This is a genomic window from Acaryochloris marina MBIC11017, from assembly GCF_000018105.1.
In the GTDB taxonomy this organism is placed as follows: Bacteria; Cyanobacteriota; Cyanobacteriia; order Thermosynechococcales; family Thermosynechococcaceae; genus Acaryochloris; species Acaryochloris marina.
Genome location: NC_009928.1, coordinates 157,393 through 175,498 on the forward strand (window position 1 = coordinate 157,393; position 18,106 = coordinate 175,498).

Sequence of the window (18,106 nt, forward strand, 5' to 3'; positions counted from 1 at the left end):
TGGGAAGTTTGGCATGAGGGAAAAATTATCAATTCAATTGAGTGAAGGCACTAAAAAAGCTCATACAATGGCAGAGAATGTAGGCTTTGTGCGGTGTTTTCTAAGAGGAGCAGTTGACAAGACATCTTATCGGAACCTCATCGCAAATCTATATTTTGTCTACACTGCGATGGAGCAGGAACTACGAGTTCTCAAGAAACATCCTATCATTTCCAAGATATATTTTCCTGAGTTAAATCGTAAATCCAGTCTTGAGAAAGATCTCTGTTTCTACTATGGAAATAGTTGGCAAGAGTCTATAGAACCATCTGCTGCTGCAAATAACTATGTAGAAAGAATTCATGAAGTAGCGACTACTCATCCAGAGCTACTAATTGCACACTCATATACACGCTATTTAGGCGACCTTTCAGGAGGACAAATTCTCAAGGGTATAGCTGAGCGTTCGATGAATCTATCGAATGGCGCTGGGACTGCCTTTTATGAATTTGAGTCCATCCCTGATGCGAAGGAGTTCAAGGAAGCCTATCGTCAAGCACTGAATGAACTGCCAATCAATGAGACGGTTGCTCATCAAATTGTAGATGAAGCTAATGCTGCATTTGGGCTCAATATGTTGATGTTTCAAGAGCTTGAAGGTAGTCTCATTAAAGCGATTGGGCAGATGCTTTTCAACACGCTCACACGACGCCGCAAACAAAACGGTCCTAACCTTGCGATAGCTGAATGATTTAGTTCATTATTCCTTTTCTACGGCTTGTTTTCCATAACACCTCAACACAGTTTCAATTCAAAAATAATATATCCTAGAACCTCTATATCAATTAGAGCTAATTTATAAAGTAAGTATTAGACCTCTTGCAATTATTTGTTTCATGGTGTGTTACGCACTCAATTTATGCCGCGATCTGACTTGAATTTTTAGTCCGCTACCATACCGTTAGCTGAATTATGCAAGAGGTCTATTAAGGGCGATAAGGTCGTTAAATTGCTCCTCTAGGGTGGGTTGTAGCTACTTCAAGCGCTATGTATCATGAGTCGCTTACCTGAGATTGAAAATCCTCATCGTCGAGCCTATGCCAGTGACCTCAGTGATGCTGAATGGAACGTTATAGAGCCGCTGTTGACCAAAGATAAAGGATTTGGACTCCCCAGAACTGTTGACTTGGGAGAAATCCTCAACGCAATTTTCTTCGTGCAAAGGACGGGATGTCAGTGGGAAATGCTTCCCCATGATTTACTAGCCCACGAAGCCGCCACAACTACTTTCAGAAGTGGCAACGCAAAGGCATCTGGTGTTTGCTCCATGACACTCTGCGCCATCAATTGAGGCAAGAGATGGACCGAGAAAAAGACTCTGCTGTTGCCATTGCTGGCTCTCAATCGGTGAAGACAACGGAAAAAAGGGGGCAGTCTATGGTTTTGATGGTGGCAAGAAAGTTAAAGGCCGTAAGCGACATATAGTCGTCGATTCTCAGGGATTAATGATTGGGGTTGTGGTGACAGGAGCAAACACTTCAGAACGATTGGGAGTTGTGTTTGTTCTAAGTGACGCCATGGAAAAACTCTCTCGCTTATAAGTGCTTTGGGTTGACCAAGGCTACTCAGGACCAAACTTTCAGCGTGCTGTGCAGCAGGTTTGTGGTGAGACCGTCAAGGTTGATGCTATTGAGCGTCAATCCAAAGGATTTGAAGTGTTGCCTAAGTATAATGGCCCCCAAAATTTGGACAGGTGTCTAAGCTCTGGATCCTTCAAAAAATGATAGGAGTGATTCATGAGTAAGAAACGAAAACAATACAGCCCAACGTTCAAAGCGAAGATCGCGATTGAAGCAATCCAGGGGCAGAAGACAACGCCTGAATTATCGAGCCAATATGGGATTCACCCGACGATGATCAACACCTGGAAGCGTCAGCTTCTAGAAAACGCCAGTGAACTGTTTGACAAGGGGAAGCGGGCTAGCAAAGCCCAATCGAACACCGAAGCTCAGATCAATGAGCTATATCGTCAAATTGGTCAACTGAAGGTAGAGCGGGATTTTTTAGCCAAGCACTCCGCACGACTGGGTCTGATACCCGAAAGTCCCTGGTAGATGCTCAGCATCATGCTCTGAGTGTGGTTCGTCAGTGTCAGTTGCTAGGAGTGAGTCGTTCAAGCCTTTACTACCAGCCGATTGCCCCATCAGGGGAGGAAATGACCTTACTCAAACTGATGGACCAACAATATCTAAGAACTCCGTTTTACGGCAGCCGTCGGATGAAAGCTTATTTGCAAACCCAAGGCTACACCGTCAATCGTAAGCGGGTTCAACGATTAATGCGTCAGTTAGGACTGCAAGCGATTTATCCCAAACCGAAACTCAGTGAATCGCATCCCGAGCATCAGATTTACCCTTATTTACTCAGAGGGGTTGATATTGTCTCAGTCAATCAGGTTTGGAGTACTGATATTACCTATCTCCCTGTGTTTCGAGGGCATTTCTATCTTGTAGCAATTATGGATTGGTTTAGTCGAAAAGTACTCAGTTGGCGAGTGTCGAACACAATGGATGTGTATTTCTGTCTAGCGGCTCTGGAGGAAGCCTTGAACAAATATCCCATCCCTGAGATTTTTAACTCAGATCAAGGGTCACAGTTTACAGCTCATGCTTTTACAGACTGCCTCAAACAGGCCAGGGTGAACATCAGTATGGACGGTCGAGGCCGTTGTCATGACAATATTTTCATTGAGCGATTATGGCGTTCTGTGAAATGGGAATTGATTTATCTCAAGGCGTTTGAGGATGGTCAACATTTATCTCAGGAGGTGAAAAATTGGTTTCACTGGTATAACCGACAAAGGCCACATCAATTATTAGGCTAAAAACACCTGATGAAATTTATTATGCGGGTGACTCACCTGTGTAATACTCGTTGAACAAGGCAAACATGGGGAGATTTCTCAGAGCTTAGAGACCCTGCAAAATTGTCCAATCAGTGGGGACCACTTCAAAGCGCTGGATTGTCGAACGTAGTTTTGGATGGATGAACCGTTATCGACGTTTGAACAAAGACTATGAAATCTATACAGAAAATAGTGAAGCAATGATTTTTGGCTCTTTCATTAGGCTTATGGTTCGCCGCCTAGCAGCTTAAGGTTTAGTTTATAAATTAGCTCTTACTCGAAAGTAATTTTCTTCAGATTGCTTGCCCCACCAACTAAATTCTGTGGGATTGGTGCTTCCTGTATGCTTCTACACTAGATTTATTATCAGTAATGAGCTTTGAGATAACTGCACAATTTTTGCACAATCTCATTGCTTTAATAAATACAGAGTTCAAAAAGCATTGAGACTTAATTCCCATAAAGGTTAGGATGCATATATTAGAAAAGTCCTCTTATCAGCATTCACCTGTTGACAATGTGGCTTTTCATATTGGAGATTAGTCTTAGCAGTTCTTAATAGATGGAACTGACAGTGATTCAAATTATTTGCCAGAAAGCAAGTTATCTTAATTAAATTATATTTTTTGGGGATTACTTAATTTCTAAGCTTTATTGCTTCTATGTCAGTAGTCAATTAAGTCTGAATAGTTTTTTGATCAATGATTGTTCTTTGCAACAAAATTGAATTCATTCGGAATCAAAGAATTTAGGAGATACCAGAATGCTAGATGCTTTTACTAAAGTAGTCTCTCAGGCTGACACAAGAGGAGCTTACGTCAGCGATGCAGAGGTAGATGCTCTCAAAGCAATGGTGGCTGATGCTAATAAGCGTATTGATGCTGTCAACCGAATCACAGGCAACGCATCAACGATTGTAGCCAATGCAGCAAGAGCCCTATTTGCTGATCAACCCCAATTGTGTGCACCCGGTGGAAATGCCTACACTTCTCGTCGGATGGCTGCTTGTTTACGTGACATGGAAATCATCCTCCGCTATGTTACCTATGCTGTCTATACTGGCGATGCCAGTGTCCTGAATGACCGTTGCCTCAATGGCCTACGTGAGACATACTCAGCTCTTGGCGTTCCTGGCGGTTCAGTCGCTGCGGGTGTTCAGAAGATGAAAGAAGCAGCTATCGAAATAGCCAATGATCCTAAAGGGATTACTCAAGGTGATTGCAGTAATCTTATGGCTGAAATAGGTAGCTATTTTGATTTAGCTTCCTCTGCTGTGGGTTAAATCTAGGAAGAAATTCAGTCCTTCATTTTTCTGTACTTATATATTTTTGCCTCCTTTTGCTAAATTCTTTAGAGGAAAATAAACATGCAAACCCCTTTGATTGAAGCCGTCTCATCTGCAGATTCTCAAGGACGGTTTTTAAGTTCGACAGAATTGCAAGTCGCCTTTGGTCGCTTCCGTCAGGCAGCTGCAAGTCTGGATGCAGCGAAAACTTTAAATTCCAAAGCAGATAGTTTGGCTGATGGTGCAGCCAATGCTGTGTATCAGAAGTTTCCCTACACCACTCAAATGACGGGGAGCAATTACGCCTCAACACCAGAGGGAAAAGCCAAGTGTGTTAGAGATATTGGCTATTATCTACGGATTATCAGCTATTGCTTAATCGCAGGTGGCACAGGTCCCTTGGATGACTATTTAATTAATGGTTTAGCTGAGATCAATAGAACGTTTGATTTATCGCCAAGCTGGTATGTTGAGGCTCTGAAGCACATTAAAGCAAACCATGGCTTAAGTGGTGACTCGGCAGTTGAAGCCAACTCGTATATTGACTATGCGATTAATGCACTGAGCTAGATGTAGAAGCTTTGATAACCCAAAATGGCACTGCTCTGGTTTATCGGCTGGAATAACAGTTGAGCTGTTGCTATTTTGGGTTCAACTTCTTCAAACAGGTAAGGAGATAAGGGAATAAGCTATACATAAAGAGACTGCCCAACAAGTTGGGAATATCTGATTTGCTTTAATTTCGCAATTGCCCTCTAGGCTGTTCGCAGAGTTTTGATCATGTAATCGCGCTCACAGAGTATAGTCTTGTTTGATTGGCAAGTTCACATCCCTAACATCATCAATTCTTATCACCTCTGTATTCTTTTTTCAAAAAATCAGGTGATTGATACTTATTACTATCACTTAATTGAATTTCCAGCGACCAAAAACATAAGCGATACACGAGTGTCAAAGGAGAGTTACTTGTGGCAATAACGACATCAGCATCTCGACTGGGTACATCAGTATTCGATGAAACGCCACCTACGGAGCTTCGTCCCAACTGGTCACAGAAAGATGCTGAGATGACCATTAATGCGGTTTACCGCCAGGTGTTAGGAAACGACCATTTAATGGAAGCGGAGCGACTCAGCGGGCTTGAGTCTCAATTTGCCAACGGTCTTTTAACGGTTAAAGATTTTGTTCGTGCAGTTGCTAAATCAGAATTATATAAGTCCAAATTTCTCTACCCTCATTTTCATACGAGAGTCATTGAATTAAACTTCAAGCACCTCTTAGGGCGAGCACCCTATAGTGAAGCAGAGGTGATTGAACATCTCGATCGTTACCAAAATGAGGGATATGAGGCAGATATTGATTCTTATATTGACTCCAAGGAATATGATGCGAGTTTTGGTGATTCCATCGTTCCTTACTACCGCGATTTGGTGACCACAGGTGTCGGTCAGCAAACGGTTGGATTTACCCGCCTGTTCAATCTATACCGTGGATATGCCAATAGCGACCGCGCTCAATTAGCGGGTGCAGCGTCTCGCTTGGCTGGCCAACTTGCTACTAATTCCGCTTCTGCAGTAATCGCACCCTCTGGCGGGTGCGACGGCTGGGGATATCAGTCTTCTAAACAAGGAACGACCCCAAATCTAGCGTTTGGACGCTCGTCTGAATCTTCTACTGCCCGTCTATATCGGATTGAGGTTTCTGGCATTAGTCTACCTCGATATCCGAAGGTGAGAAGGAGCAATCGGGAATTTATTGTTCCTTACAATCAACTCAATAACACCCTGAAACAGATCAATAAGTTGGGTGGTAAGGTTGCAAGCATTACTGTTGCGAAATAGGAGTTAGAAACATAATGTTAGGGCAATCTCGCCAAACTTTCATATATGAAGTAACCGGTTTACGACAAAACAGTGAAACCCAGAATCGAAATCATCAATTTCGAAACAGTAGTGTTTTGATTCAAGTTCCTCTAAGCCGGATGAATGCAGAAACACAGCGGATTACACGTTTGGGTGGCAAAATTGTCCGTATCCGTCCAGCGAGTGATTATTCATCTGGTACTAAGGGTGTCGTTGGAACGGTTGGGGGGAATCGGCAGAAGCTATATAGAGTACGTGTGACCAAATCATCCTTAGCAAGGACAGCCAAGGTGAGAGCAAGCATCAGTGAATATCTTATTCCCTATGAACAACTCTCTTCTGCCCTGAAGCGATTCAACCAAAAAGGTAGCAAAGTACTTAATGTATCTCCAGCGTAGATAATATGCTGACTGATCATTGGATAAACATTGTTACCATTTTATTGAAGCAAAAAAACGTTTTAACGACTCTGTCAAAATCTGTGTTAATAACACGGCAGCTTAAGCATCATTAGACTATTGATGGCGCTAATAATCAAATTACATACCAAAACCCTTTGGAGACCTTTTTCTCTCATAGGGTTTTTTATTTGATCAGTTAGCTCGTTTGAATAATAAGCTTCTTTCTGTAATAGAGTATGACTTGCAATATTCTAATCTGCGAATTGAATTATAGTTCATCAATACAATATATCTCATGTCGAAATCAAATATGCCTAAATCGATTAAAGTTCTTCCAGTAGTTTTCCTGCTTTTTATTTATTAGGATGATAATCCTTGTGTCATGAGCTGAGATCTTATTTATAGCTTATTTATTCCCTTGATATTGGAGTATTGGATTTAGTTATATCCTTTCATTTCATAAAGTGATAACTAATAAATGGTATGATTCTTTTCTTATATACTTTTTATTAAGAATAAACTTCAAGGTATATACTTTAACCGCACACAGAAAGAGGTATGGAAGATAATGAATATTTTGGAATTTTTCCAGAAAAGTGAAGGATCTTGGAAATCAATTAGGACAACCCATCATCTTGCATTCAAAAAAGCTGAATCAGGAGAATCAGTAATTTGTGTAAAAACTCTCTCCCCAGATGATACTCAAGTATTAGCTACCTGCAAAATCCATAATTTTGATCCCAAATTATCTATCGGCGGAGCATATGTCAGTTGGACGGGAGGGATGGAATGGGATAAGGAAGATGTCAAGCATGATGGGTCAACCGCATTCGCCATTATTCAAGATACTGAGCAACCGCAAAGTGGGAAAATACTTCGTGATCGTGGATATGCTGATGCAGCACCTGTAGTGAGTAGTTATCAACTGAGCGAGGAAGATGTTCTTACTCTAACCACCAACTATGGAGGTATGGATTCAACTGAGCAATTTTGGTTTGCTGCTCCAAATGTACGTCTTCGGACTAGCATAGTATCAATATCTGGTGGGATTACTACTGCCACTTTTTGCTCAGAAATTAGGATAATAAATACTAATGATTCTGAAGCTGTATCAATAAAGCAAGAGAAAAAACTGGTCCAAAATAAGCAAAGCAAAATTGTGATGAATAAAATGACTCCTTCTTTTGGATGGTGATTTTTGGGGCAGATAATCATTTATCAGACATAATCCCAGTTGCTAAATAAATCTAGCTATAGTCTTCAGCATTAGCTCCAAGAGAAATTAGTCATTATCAACTATTTTCCTAACCTAAATAGTTGAAAGTCTTTGCAATAATATAATTAGTTTTAGTACTATGACTAGTTTTATTTGATAGATATCTTGAAAAGAATATTTTTAGCTAAAAAGCTCATTACTTTTGTAGTTTTTGTTCTGAGTCCGTAGGATTATATGAGTTAACCAATAAACTATAAAACTATTCAGTTTGTTTGACATATATTGAGCTGGTAATATCTTCAATCTAGTGAGGGTAGATTCCCCGCTGCTTGCAGCGAAGAAATGGGATTGTAATCCAAATCTACGGTTTGGGAGCAAATCGTATTCCATACCCCGTCTGCTTGCAGCGGGGCAGTTGATTAAATTCTTTACAATAGCTGAGGAAGGAATACTTGAGAAAAAGGCTATGCAAAGATAGTAGCCACTATTAATATCTATTGAACTTTTTACGAATCAAAAATTTTTTTTTCTAGGATTTTGCAAGAGGGAATCAAATTGATCCTTGATTTTTCACAAAATTTCAAGTAAATCACTTAATTTCATTGATTTAAAATCAGTGATTTTTAATAGATACTTATAAAAAAGAATCACCGTACCTAATTACAACAAGAAACGATGATCTTATAAGAAACGCTATTTATGCAGATAAATCAACTTACGAAAGAAGTTAATTCAATGATTATACCTGAAAAGTTTTACCTCCGCTAATTCTGAAAATTAATGGTTACAGTTATGATGATTGCAAGGCAAGTGTTTCTTAATCACTTTTAGGAGAAAAGATAATCTGAATACTGGAGAAGTAAGGCTGAGAACATTATGGATTTGGTGGGCTGTTGAAGCAATGCTCATGTGGCTGTAATGAGCCACATGATGGAGACAGTTATAGGTTGTTTTAAACGAGCTTTGTAGCGGACAGTTTCAAGGTATGCAAGTAGTAGTGAGAGGAAGGGTGTAGTTAGTTATGTAATGGTAGGAATATTAGCAAAGCTGAAATCATAGATGGGCAGTAAAAAAAATTAACAATAGCGACCTCACCACCCTGCAATGGGAATTACTTGAGTCCTTGATTCTTGCTGCTAAACCTGGAGGTAGACCTCGCACGACTGATATGCTCAGTGTGCTTAATGCCATCTTTTATCTCTTGGTTACGGGGTGTCAGTGGAGACAGCTACCCCATGATTTTTCCTGTTGGTCAACGGTCTATAGCTATTTTCGAAGGTGGCGCGATGATGGCACTTGGGTCCACATCAATGAACATCTGCGCATGCAAGTGCGGGTGAGTGAAGAGCGTCATCTAAGTCCCAGTGCCGCCATCTGCGATACTCAATCGGTCAAAGTCGGCAATCCCCGGTGTCACTCGATAGGGTTTGATGGTGGGAAAATGGTCAAAGGTCGTAAACGTCATGTGCTCGTTGATACTTTAGGGCTGATCCTGATAGTGATGGTCACCGCTGCCAATATCTCTGACCAACGAGGAGCCAAGATACTGTTTTAGAAAGCTCAACGCCAAGGTGCAAGTTTGTGTTCGTATATGGGCCAATGCGGGCTATCAAGGACAAGCCTTTATGAAGTGGGTGATGGACCGTTTTCAATATGTCTTAGAAGTGATCAAACGCTCAGATAATCTAGCAGGGTTCCAGATGGTTCCCAAACGATGGATTGTAGAGCGGACGTTTGGATGGTTGTTGTGGTCTCGACGTCTCAATAAAGATTATGAGGTCTTGACCAAGACAGCTGAAGCGCTTGTGTATGCGGCAATGATTCGACTGATGCTTCGAAGGCTAGCGGAGGACTACTAAAACTTTTCAAACAGCCTCTAAACCATGTGAGATTAGCTTACGGCTTATCATTCCTCTCCAAAGCAATAATCTAGAGCAACCTCTCTGTCTGGGCATAGATCATAACTGCCAAATCTTGTTTGGAAAGATCAGTCTTAGAAAAGTTAGTTAGTCATCTAAGGGAGCAAAGGGTTTGCTTATATCCCATTCCTGCTTGATGAGCTGTTTGTACATTGTCTCTTTAATGATCATTTGTTTATAAAGCTGGATTAAAAAATCCTGAGCTTGTTCTTTACTCATCTTTTGGACTTGGTACTCAAATGATTGCAAACTGAATTTTTGTTCTAGGGAAAGCTCTACAAAATTGTCCACCGGTTATCCACCTCACATGTGTATTACGATTATCCAGGTAGACTACGTCAGGTAATCCTCTAAAGATTGACTCAACTGGTAGCCTGCCTCATTACTTTCATCTTACATAATGTAAAAAATATTTGACAAAAATGCTACGGCTTAATCTGCTCTTCAACATGTTCCTCTTTAAATTACAACCTAAGCCTTTAATGCCCTCTCTCTAATCTTGCTTGCCATCCTCATCCAGCCAATCTAGTGGTATGGCTAGAGTTTTCCCGGATCGCTCCGAAGATTTTCTGCTTCAATACCAATTGACTAACGCTCTTTCATCACTCTAGGCAGATAAAAACAGCGTTTTCACCCCAGGCGCAGCTCTGGGTATGGCTCCATGGAGTTGATTCATCATCACAATCAATTGTGGAAATCATAGAGATAATCTGGAAATGGGAAAAACCTCCAACCAAGGTTGAATCTGATTGAATAGAATCAACGGTTGTATCACTAACCTCAAGTTGTTGAGCAGATGTTTCCACCCTTTCCCTGTCTGCCAATATCGGTGCTGTGAAAACGTCTCTATCACAGGAGGGACTTGCTGTTTCGTGGATAATCCTGTCGGTAATTCAAACCTATCGGAGTGGAGACTCACCATCAGGTACGCACTCATGACGACCTGCCACCATCGTTCAATCTGGGCATAATCCGTGACCCGAAAATCGGCCCAGAACTCATTCTTGCTTTGCTTGAGACCATATTCGACCCAGTTTCACCTCGGGATCTAGTCCACTTTTGGTGATGCCAATTATGCGGTAGAGGATAGAGGGGTAAACCCTTTCCAGGTATGGTTATGGAACTCCTCCAACAATTCCTCCCATGCCAAGACACCCTCCATTTGGATAGTTGGGATCTTGACTCCATAAACCTTCAGATAACATTCCACATTTCTTCAACTCAAGTTTTGGCTTGTTGTCCAGTCTGTCATCAGACCGCTCACCGGTTTCACAGTCGCTATGAGCGGACATTGAGAGACCTTCCCGGTGTGGATTTCTGCTTAACTATCCTGCTTCAGGTCTGTAAGTTTTTCTGCCTTAATGAGACCTGCAAATGTCGCATCTTTACTGAACGTATGCCTCAAGTGGCACTCCCTTGGGCTCGACGAACCGTCCGTTTTGCAGAACACCTGAGTAAGATCGGCCTAGCCCTCGGCGGTGAAGCCGCAGCTCGTTTAAGTTATCTGATTAATTATGAAAGTAGTCGTAATACGACGTTGCGGGCCGTATTCAAACTTTCCCTACCGCCAGTGACAACTCCCAAAATATTAGGGGTGGATGATTTTGCATTCCGTAGGGGCCAACAATATGGCACCATTCTGGTGGATCTCGAAAAGCACCAACCTCTTGTCCTATTGCCAGATCGCGAGGCCGGCACGCTAGCAGATTGGTTACGGGAACATCCAGGTGTCGAAATCGTTTCTCGTGATCGCTCGAAGACATACAAATCAGCCATAACCGCAGGTGCGCCTGATGCGATTCAGGTCGCTGATCGCTTTCACCTGCTACAAAATTTAGAAGCAGTGCTAGAAAAAGTGTTTAACTCCAGCTCACAGGCTATCAAGACCGCAGAGTACATGCTGCTGAAATCCAAAATGACTGAGCATCAAGAAAAAGAGTCGAAATCGTTACCTATAGATCCGCCTGTTGATCCAAGTTCACGCAAAGCTCAAAATCGAGCTAGACGATTGGCCAAATATGAACAGACTCTTGCTTTACGGCAACAAGGATACAAGATCAAAGATATTGCCCATCATCTGGGTATTGGGAAACGCACCGTTTATACCTATTTAGCGGCTGATACCTTTCCTGAATATAAGGTGATTTCCTGAAAAGAAGCCCCGTACTAAATTGGATGGATTAGGATGTCCCACTTGGGTAACTGAGGATGTCTCTCCAATCGTTTCTCAATGCCTTTCATTGCTTGTTTAGTAAGCGAAATTCCTGTTTCATAAATCTTCTGTGTCACAGTTACAACGGGGTGATTCCCCTTCCAAGTCATGGTGCTAGCCCATCCCAACAGGGTATCAACATCGGTTAATAAGGTTCCGTTCCAGTGTTGCTCCACAATCCCCCAACATCGCTCAATGGGGTTGTACTTGCTGTGATAAGGCGGATAGTACAGGAGTTGAATAGCGGTGCCGATGTGATCGCTAAATGCCACCAGTCGATTGAGGAACTGAGTGCGTACCCCACTATTCTCAGGACCGTTATCCAACTTGATCTGGATGAGCTGCAGGGTTTGCTGTTCGGTGGGGGCCAGGGTGTTCCACCAATCCTGGAGATTATCGACCATAAAATCGCTCGTTTTGTGAGAATGGCCAAAAATGATGTGTAACGTATCGGTGTCCTCCTCTAGGATGCCGCAGGGAATATATTTTGGCCCACTCCCCATATCGTGATCACAGGCTTTCGTTTGGGTTCGAGTCTTGCCCCGACGAGAGGACGCCCCTAGTTCAACGGTGGCTTTGCAATCGATGCTCAATCGTTTGACGGTACCGTCATGGTCTTTCAGGTCTTTGTGTTTGAGATTGGCAAAGATGGCATCGGTTTCCGGCAGTTTTTTGGGGGTTTAGCTTTGAGGACACGGCGGAGTCGATAGCCTAACCGATTCAAGACGACGGCCATGGTACTCTTTGCCGGTACAGACTTGGGGGGAAATCCTTGCGTTCTCAAGTGGGTAATAGCGGCAGCCGCTGTTAAGCGGGTATAGGCAGTTGAGCTGGAAAAGGTGGGGTCTTGTTGGCAATGGGCTTCTGCAAGCTCCCGTAAGGCGGCTGCGACCTCTGGGTGAAGGTCTTACCAACGTTTCCTGCCACAGAAACCCGACTGAGCACCCACACAAATCATGCCTGTTCGCTTCTCACCTAAACCTGTTGCCACCGTATTTCGACCCCAGCCAAAGATAATTTCTGTGAGATTGGGGTTCCCGTCACAGTATTTGAGGGCGATGTCTGCCTGGAAAGCCCGGCGGCGGACTCCTGTCATTTTCGAGGAGGCAAATTTCAGATCTTCAAGTTGATTCCAGGTTAATTGGTCATGCATGCTCAGAGTTAGATTCAATGCATCACTATTACATTCTGTGGTCAGAAGTATGTGAGGTCTTTCCTAGAAATCGCCTAAGAGTCATACACGATGTAGACGAAGTGGTCTAGATCGATACACACCATATCTTCTTGAGCAGTGGAACAATGGTCATCAAAATACCAAACAACTGTTTGAAGCGATTCAGCAGCAGGGTTACAAAGGTAGTTATGCGACCATTGCCCGCTATACTCACCAATTTCGTGTGTCTTCACAACCACGGCCTAAACGCGACTCACTTAATCAACTACCTGGGCTTGGACCTGCTCCTCCGACCGAATCGAAGCCCCAAAAGCCTTTGACTGTCTGCAGTGCTGCTTGGTTGGTGATGCGTAAGCTAGAGCATCTTACTGAAGAGGATGAAGGGGTGCTAGAGCAATTGAGTCAGCAATCTGAGCTATTGGAAGAGATTGGCCTAGCTCAAAGTTTTCTATTCATCGTCAGGAAGTGATTACCCCAACATCTAGACCTGTGGTTAGACAGAGCGAAAAATAGTGCACTCAGACCTTTTAAGAGTTTTGCGATAGGATTGCTGGATGACTACAAAGCGGTCAAAGCTGCCCTGACTCTAGAGGTTAGCAATGGCCAAGTTGAGGGACAAAATAACCGTTTGAAGATGGTGAAGCGCCAAATGTATGGGAGAGCTGGCCTCGACCTTTTGAATAAACGCTTGGTACTGATGAGCTGAAAGGATGTTTAGGTAAAGCTTTGAGTACGTTTACTCTGCATCACCAAAAGTGGACTAGATCCCGAAGATGCGCAAATACGCAAATGACAAGTCAGCCCTCAGATTCAAGATCCGAAGGCTGGAGAGCAGAGAAATTTAAAAAAGAAATTGAAAAGCTGGCCAGCGGTTTTTATCGGTAGAGGATAAGTCCCTCCCCTAACTATCTTCTTAAAATGAAGAAGTTGAACTTATCTTAAGCATCAGATTAACTTATCTAAAGTTTATTAATTAATATCCTTTACAATTTTTTTATATTTAACATTGCCATATATCTATTCCCGACTGCTGCACCAAAGTCATATTCCACAAAACTTGGCTCTGGGAGAAGGATAGACCATCGGAGTCGTCATTAATTCATCTGGCTATTGAAAGAGTTAGCACACAGTTATTCAATGAGGAGCGATAGCCATTTTTATGGTTCTTTACTCAGCTTTCAGTTAGAAGAATGAATCAAGAGCATTGAAAGAGATGGCATAAACCTCTTTCTCTTTTCCCATGGACTTCCATTAGCAGATAACCGTGACGTACTCCAGACGTTGATGCAAGCATACAACGCTGGCTTCTTCAGTCTTTCAACTTTCACGTTTTGGAGTGAGGCGACGCCCAAATCCACTGTCGGAGAGGCAATTAGCACGTCCTCCAATGCTTTTATTACTTTTTCATGGTAAGGTTCCCTTCACTCACGGGCCTCTCATCCCAGCGTTGATTGACTTGTTTTGCTCTCAATTCAACGCGGAGCTCCCCTAACCCCAGTTCTGGTTAAGCCCATTTTTGAGCCCCTTCTACGAAAGAATGAAGGTTTCAGCCCACGCAAGAATAAGGGTCTTAGCTTATCCCGAACTCAGGTTTCCCTACTACTATGCTAAAGTTTTGGCGCATGACAAGGAAAACACCAACTCTACTGCGGCGATTGATTTGACTAATCCTGTTTATTTTTTTCCCAGGGCTGCTCTTGAGTCTCTATAGCTTTATCCGCTGGCGATTCTGACTAGATGGGGTACTGTGTAGCTTAGCCCTCCGCCCGATTCATTGTTGGTGAATCTTTCTTCTCATCAAGCCATCAATGAGTCAGATACATCACGAATTAACATCATGTGAGTATTCAAGTAGCCTTCCACTGCTTTCCGTTCTTCGGTTTTCAGGTGTTGGCGGCGCTCTAAATGAGACAGTACCCAGGTCACTAAACCCGAGTCGTCTAGTTTATCAAGAGAATGCTGGGGAAGCTCTTCTATCATTTGCCAGAGTCGGCGCAAAAGGGGAGGAGACATAGCAGTTTAACCACCTAATGATTTTGACACGGGTATAATGGGATCTTGTCCACTTTTGGTGATCTGAGTAAGAAATACAATTTAGAACCTCATTACTTACCAAATTGACTGAGGTTCATAACGCTATTCCAAGGGTTTCAGCCTTGTTTAGTCTTAATTTGTGAGCAGAATTACAACACATTTTTCTGGATCACCAAAAGTGGACAAGATCCGTATAATGGCTGATTTATAACTAAATTTAATATTTTCTTAAAATATTTCACTACTCTAATCTTACAGCCTAGTCTTTATCGTTAGGACAAAAAAAGCATCTTTACGGCCAGTCACCGAAGTATATTGAGAAGTACTACCTTTTATGAAAAACCTCCCAACACGAAAAGGGTGAGAGGTTTTTACCTAGTTAAATCAACTACCCCGCTGCAAGCAGACGGGGTATGGGAGATGTATCGCTCCCAATCCGCAGGCTTGGATTGTGATCTTTGTTCTTCGTTGCTAGCAACGGGGAATGTACCCTGACTAGATTCAATTGAGACAATTTTAGCCTCGGTGCCATCACTGCAGCCTGTTTTTTATTGCTCGTTCTGCTGCACTTTTTGCTTGGGTCGTTGTTGCTGAGTAATTCGACCCTGAGCCCTCCTTACCGTGCGAGAAATCGCCATCGTGCAGCAAAAAAGTGTGGGTTTGCTAAACCGATAGGGAGTTGAGTTGTCCTATCTCCTGATGCAAAGTCCTCTATGTGATCACCCTAAGATCCATAAACCTGGCAAGACCAGCAAAGGTAGTCAACGCTATCGCTGCTTGGACTGTCAACAAACTTTCAGTGAGACCTTTGATACCCTTTATTATCGCCTTCAGATCTCCTCTGAAATGATCCAGGCCATTCTTCAAGCTCATGCTGAAGGGAGTATCTCGCATCAGGGGTGCAGCCCATAACACCTGTGTGGTGTAGTTCGTTCAGTGAGTCATAAAGCCCAATTGAATCACTCTGTAGAAGTTAAGGCCGTTTCGACCAATGTCATTCATGCAAATGAGTTGTGGTCCTTTGTCAAAAAAAGCAAAAGTACTGTGAACCGAAGGAGTTGAGCGTAGGCGATTGCTGAATAGCCTTGAGTCTCGCTAAAGACAGTGGTCTCGTGCTCAGTGGGCGTATTGGCAAACATACCAACGAGCTAGCTCAAGCACTAATTGAGAATGCCGAAGGCAAAACCAACTGACATCATAGTCAGACGGATGGTTAGGAAGGATACTCACGTTAATTACCCCTTGAGGTAGTCCATGCAGTGAGTAAAGCCCCGACACAATGGTTAGAGCGGACCAATGGGCTATTGCGCAAACAGATCGGGCGTTGGCATTGACGACAGAATAAATTTTGCAAAGTCTGGCAACAGAGTTTGATGACTTTAAGATTGGTGCTGAGCTATTTCAACTGGATCTGGTGCCACTCTCGATTCAAGAACACGGCTGCCCAACAAGCCGGATTGACGTAGCATCCTTGGAGATGGCAAGACTTAGCTTTCTATCCCACACTTTATTGATGCACAATCAAATATAGGGGGTTAACTTCACGCACTAAGCTTGATTACTTTGTGATTTAGGAGTGGGCTACCCAGTTCTGACGGATTCATGGCGGGTCCTCCAAGCGCCTGGAGGTTCGCCAAAATAACGCTTAAAAGCGCGAGTGAAAGCAGCCAAATTGTCGTAACCGACATCCGAGGCAATTTCATAGATATTTTTCTCAGTCCTGTTGAGGAGACGGCTTGCTATATGAAGACGCCACTTAGAGACGTAGGTCATTGGACCTTCCCCGAGGGTTGTTTTGAAGCGGGCTGCAAATCGTGACGGAGATAACTCGACACTTTGCGCTAGGCTATCGACCGACCAATCATGGCCGGGTTGAGCATGGATTTTCGCCAATGCTCGACTGATAATCGGATCGCGAAGTCCTGTTAACCAACTGGGGTCTTGAGGATGCAACCTCGCCATGTAGGATCGCACGGCTCCAGCACAGAGTAATTCCAGGAGTCTTTCGACCATAAAACTACTGCCTGCTGATGGTTTATCCAACTCTTTGGCAATTAAGCTAGCCACACCCGTTAGATTCTGAAAGGATTCCACCTGAGAAACGGGGGCATGCAGTACCGGGGGCAGTGCAGCAAAGAGAGGGTTGAGGTATGTATCTCGTAGGTAAAAAATCCCACATAGACATAACAGGGAACTGCTCCGTGCATCCGCTGAACAGCGAAAGGGGATCTCTCCACCGCTTAATACATATTCCACTGAAATGCTTGGGGGCTCCGTACCTTGTGAAATTTGGTGAGGTGAACCGCTGAAGCAAATCACCATTTCTCCAGCTTCTACGACCATCGGCTTCACCCCTAGTTGGGGTGAGGTTAGCTCAATGTAGCCTCGCTCAACCAGATGAAAAGCCACTGCTCGGGTGCCCGTTTGAACCCTTAGGAGCTTACCTAGTTGTTGGGCACCGGGGACTGAAATGGCCCAAGGTGCAGTGTAGGACTCATGCAGCAAGAGGCTCCCACAAATGTCTAGCGAGTTTAAAACATCACTCAAAATATCGAATTCAAAATTCATTTCAGTAGTTTCAGCATAATAAAAAGTAGTTTTAGCGATTTATTCTCTTGTTGATTTACTTTAATCTGCATATTAAGTTCTATCGCATTATGAACACCACCGTAATCATTCATACCTAGGAGATGAATAGCAATGACAACGGAATTGTTTTGGTTAACGCTAACGGTGACATTAACAGGTCTATTTTGGATGCCTTATGTGGCCAACCGGATGCTAGAAATAGGAGTGATGGGGGCAATGAGAAATCCCACGACTGATGCGGCTCCGAAAGCAGCTTGGGCGGAGCGGATGATCCATGCTCACTCAAATGCAGTGGAAAACTTAATGATTTTTGCGCCGTTGGTTGGCATCGCTGCGATCGCAAATATTTCCACCCCTACGACTGTCGCTGCCTGCCAGCTTTACTTCTTTGCACGACTTGCCCACTATTTGATTTATACCTTCGGCATTCCTTTCCTCCGCACAGTTGCGTTTATTGCTGGCTTTGTCGCCCAGATGACTCTTGCAGCCGCTATTCTTGGCGCTGGCTTACCTTTACAATAACTACGTCG

The 18,106-nt window shown here is 43.2% G+C and carries 11 protein-coding genes and 10 pseudogenes; 15 read left to right on the forward strand and 6 right to left on the reverse strand.

What is annotated here, in order from left to right:
• Nucleotides 1-13: 13 nt before the first annotated feature.
• The 11 genes and pseudogenes from AM1_RS32845 to AM1_RS39265 all read left to right on the forward strand — a co-directional run bounded on the left by AM1_RS32845 (nt 14) and on the right by AM1_RS39265 (nt 9,507).
• Nucleotides 14-730, forward strand: coding sequence for a biliverdin-producing heme oxygenase (locus AM1_RS32845; RefSeq protein WP_012167382.1), 717 nt, complete (start codon nt 14-16; stop codon nt 728-730).
• 303 nt (nt 731-1,033) lie between these two features.
• Nucleotides 1,034-1,706, forward strand: a pseudogene (locus AM1_RS43660) (IS5 family transposase); the annotation flags it as partial.
• Nucleotides 1,707-1,775: 69 nt separating this feature from the next.
• Nucleotides 1,776-2,907, forward strand: a pseudogene (locus tag AM1_RS41650) (IS3 family transposase).
• A gap of 84 nt (nt 2,908-2,991) precedes the next feature.
• A pseudogene (locus AM1_RS32870) lies at nt 2,992-3,135 on the forward strand (transposase); the annotation flags it as partial.
• A 512-nt stretch (nt 3,136-3,647) separates the two neighbouring features.
• Nucleotides 3,648-4,166, forward strand: a complete 519-nt coding sequence (locus AM1_RS32875; protein ID WP_012167372.1) for a phycocyanin subunit beta — start codon at nt 3,648-3,650, stop codon at nt 4,164-4,166.
• Nucleotides 4,167-4,250: 84 nt separating this feature from the next.
• Complete coding sequence (gene cpcA / locus AM1_RS32880; protein WP_012167371.1) at nt 4,251-4,739, forward strand: phycocyanin subunit alpha; 489 nt, start codon at nt 4,251-4,253, stop codon at nt 4,737-4,739.
• Between the two features lie 398 nt (nt 4,740-5,137).
• Complete coding sequence (locus AM1_RS32885; RefSeq protein ID WP_012167368.1) at nt 5,138-6,010, forward strand: phycobilisome linker polypeptide; 873 nt, start codon at nt 5,138-5,140, stop codon at nt 6,008-6,010.
• 14 nt (nt 6,011-6,024) lie between these two features.
• Nucleotides 6,025-6,150, forward strand: a pseudogene (locus AM1_RS43665) (phycobilisome linker polypeptide); the annotation flags it as partial.
• Nucleotides 6,151-6,429 carry a phycobilisome linker polypeptide gene (locus tag AM1_RS42620; protein WP_238549372.1) on the forward strand — a complete coding sequence of 93 codons (279 nt, stop codon included), beginning with the start codon at nt 6,151-6,153 and terminating at the stop codon, nt 6,427-6,429.
• Nucleotides 6,430-7,000: 571 nt separating this feature from the next.
• The gene (locus AM1_RS32895) at nt 7,001-7,627 is read left to right on the forward strand and encodes a phycobiliprotein lyase (RefSeq protein ID WP_012167468.1); all 627 of its coding nucleotides are present in this window, start codon (nt 7,001-7,003) and stop codon (nt 7,625-7,627) included.
• A gap of 1,096 nt (nt 7,628-8,723) precedes the next feature.
• A pseudogene (locus AM1_RS39265) lies at nt 8,724-9,507 on the forward strand (IS5 family transposase).
• A 147-nt stretch (nt 9,508-9,654) separates the two neighbouring features.
• On the opposite strand, the gene AM1_RS32910 reads toward AM1_RS39265, so the two are convergent.
• Together AM1_RS32910 and AM1_RS40385 are read right to left on the reverse strand one after the other, a co-directional pair.
• Entirely contained in the window at nt 9,655-9,858 is a 204-nt protein-coding gene (locus AM1_RS32910; RefSeq protein WP_012167470.1) for an NblA/ycf18 family protein, read from the reverse strand.
• Nucleotides 9,859-10,174: 316 nt separating this feature from the next.
• Nucleotides 10,175-10,603, reverse strand: a pseudogene (locus tag AM1_RS40385) (IS701 family transposase); the annotation flags it as partial.
• A gap of 81 nt (nt 10,604-10,684) precedes the next feature.
• Between AM1_RS40385 and AM1_RS32920 the strand changes: the two are divergent.
• Nucleotides 10,685-11,707, forward strand: a pseudogene (locus tag AM1_RS32920) (ISL3 family transposase); the annotation flags it as partial.
• A gap of 26 nt (nt 11,708-11,733) precedes the next feature.
• On the opposite strand, the pseudogene AM1_RS32925 reads toward AM1_RS32920, so the two are convergent.
• Nucleotides 11,734-12,602 (reverse strand): annotated as a pseudogene (locus tag AM1_RS32925) (ISAzo13-like element transposase-related protein); the annotation flags it as partial.
• An 84-nt stretch (nt 12,603-12,686) separates the two neighbouring features.
• The gene (locus AM1_RS44585) at nt 12,687-12,932 is read right to left on the reverse strand and encodes a hypothetical protein (protein ID WP_012167477.1); all 246 of its coding nucleotides are present in this window, start codon (nt 12,930-12,932) and stop codon (nt 12,687-12,689) included.
• 76 nt (nt 12,933-13,008) lie between these two features.
• On the opposite strand from AM1_RS44585, the pseudogene AM1_RS40390 reads away from it, so the two are divergent.
• Nucleotides 13,009-13,659, forward strand: a pseudogene (locus tag AM1_RS40390) (transposase); the annotation flags it as partial.
• 1,091 nt (nt 13,660-14,750) lie between these two features.
• Here AM1_RS40390 and AM1_RS32940 read toward each other — a convergent pair.
• Complete coding sequence (locus AM1_RS32940; protein ID WP_012167481.1) at nt 14,751-14,966, reverse strand: hypothetical protein; 216 nt, start codon at nt 14,964-14,966, stop codon at nt 14,751-14,753.
• A 705-nt stretch (nt 14,967-15,671) separates the two neighbouring features.
• Here AM1_RS32940 and AM1_RS40395 point away from each other — a divergent pair.
• Nucleotides 15,672-16,453: pseudogene (locus AM1_RS40395) on the forward strand (IS1/IS1595 family N-terminal zinc-binding domain-containing protein).
• Nucleotides 16,454-16,568: 115 nt separating this feature from the next.
• Here the strand turns inward: AM1_RS40395 and AM1_RS38030 are convergent.
• Nucleotides 16,569-17,555 (reverse strand): AraC family transcriptional regulator, encoded by a 987-nt coding sequence (locus AM1_RS38030; protein WP_012167485.1) that lies wholly within the window; start codon nt 17,553-17,555, stop codon nt 16,569-16,571.
• A 132-nt stretch (nt 17,556-17,687) separates the two neighbouring features.
• Here AM1_RS38030 and AM1_RS32960 point away from each other — a divergent pair, with 132 nt between their 5' ends.
• The gene (locus AM1_RS32960; RefSeq protein ID WP_012167487.1) at nt 17,688-18,098 is read left to right on the forward strand and encodes an MAPEG family protein; all 411 of its coding nucleotides are present in this window, start codon (nt 17,688-17,690) and stop codon (nt 18,096-18,098) included.
• Nucleotides 18,099-18,106 lie beyond the last annotated feature (8 nt).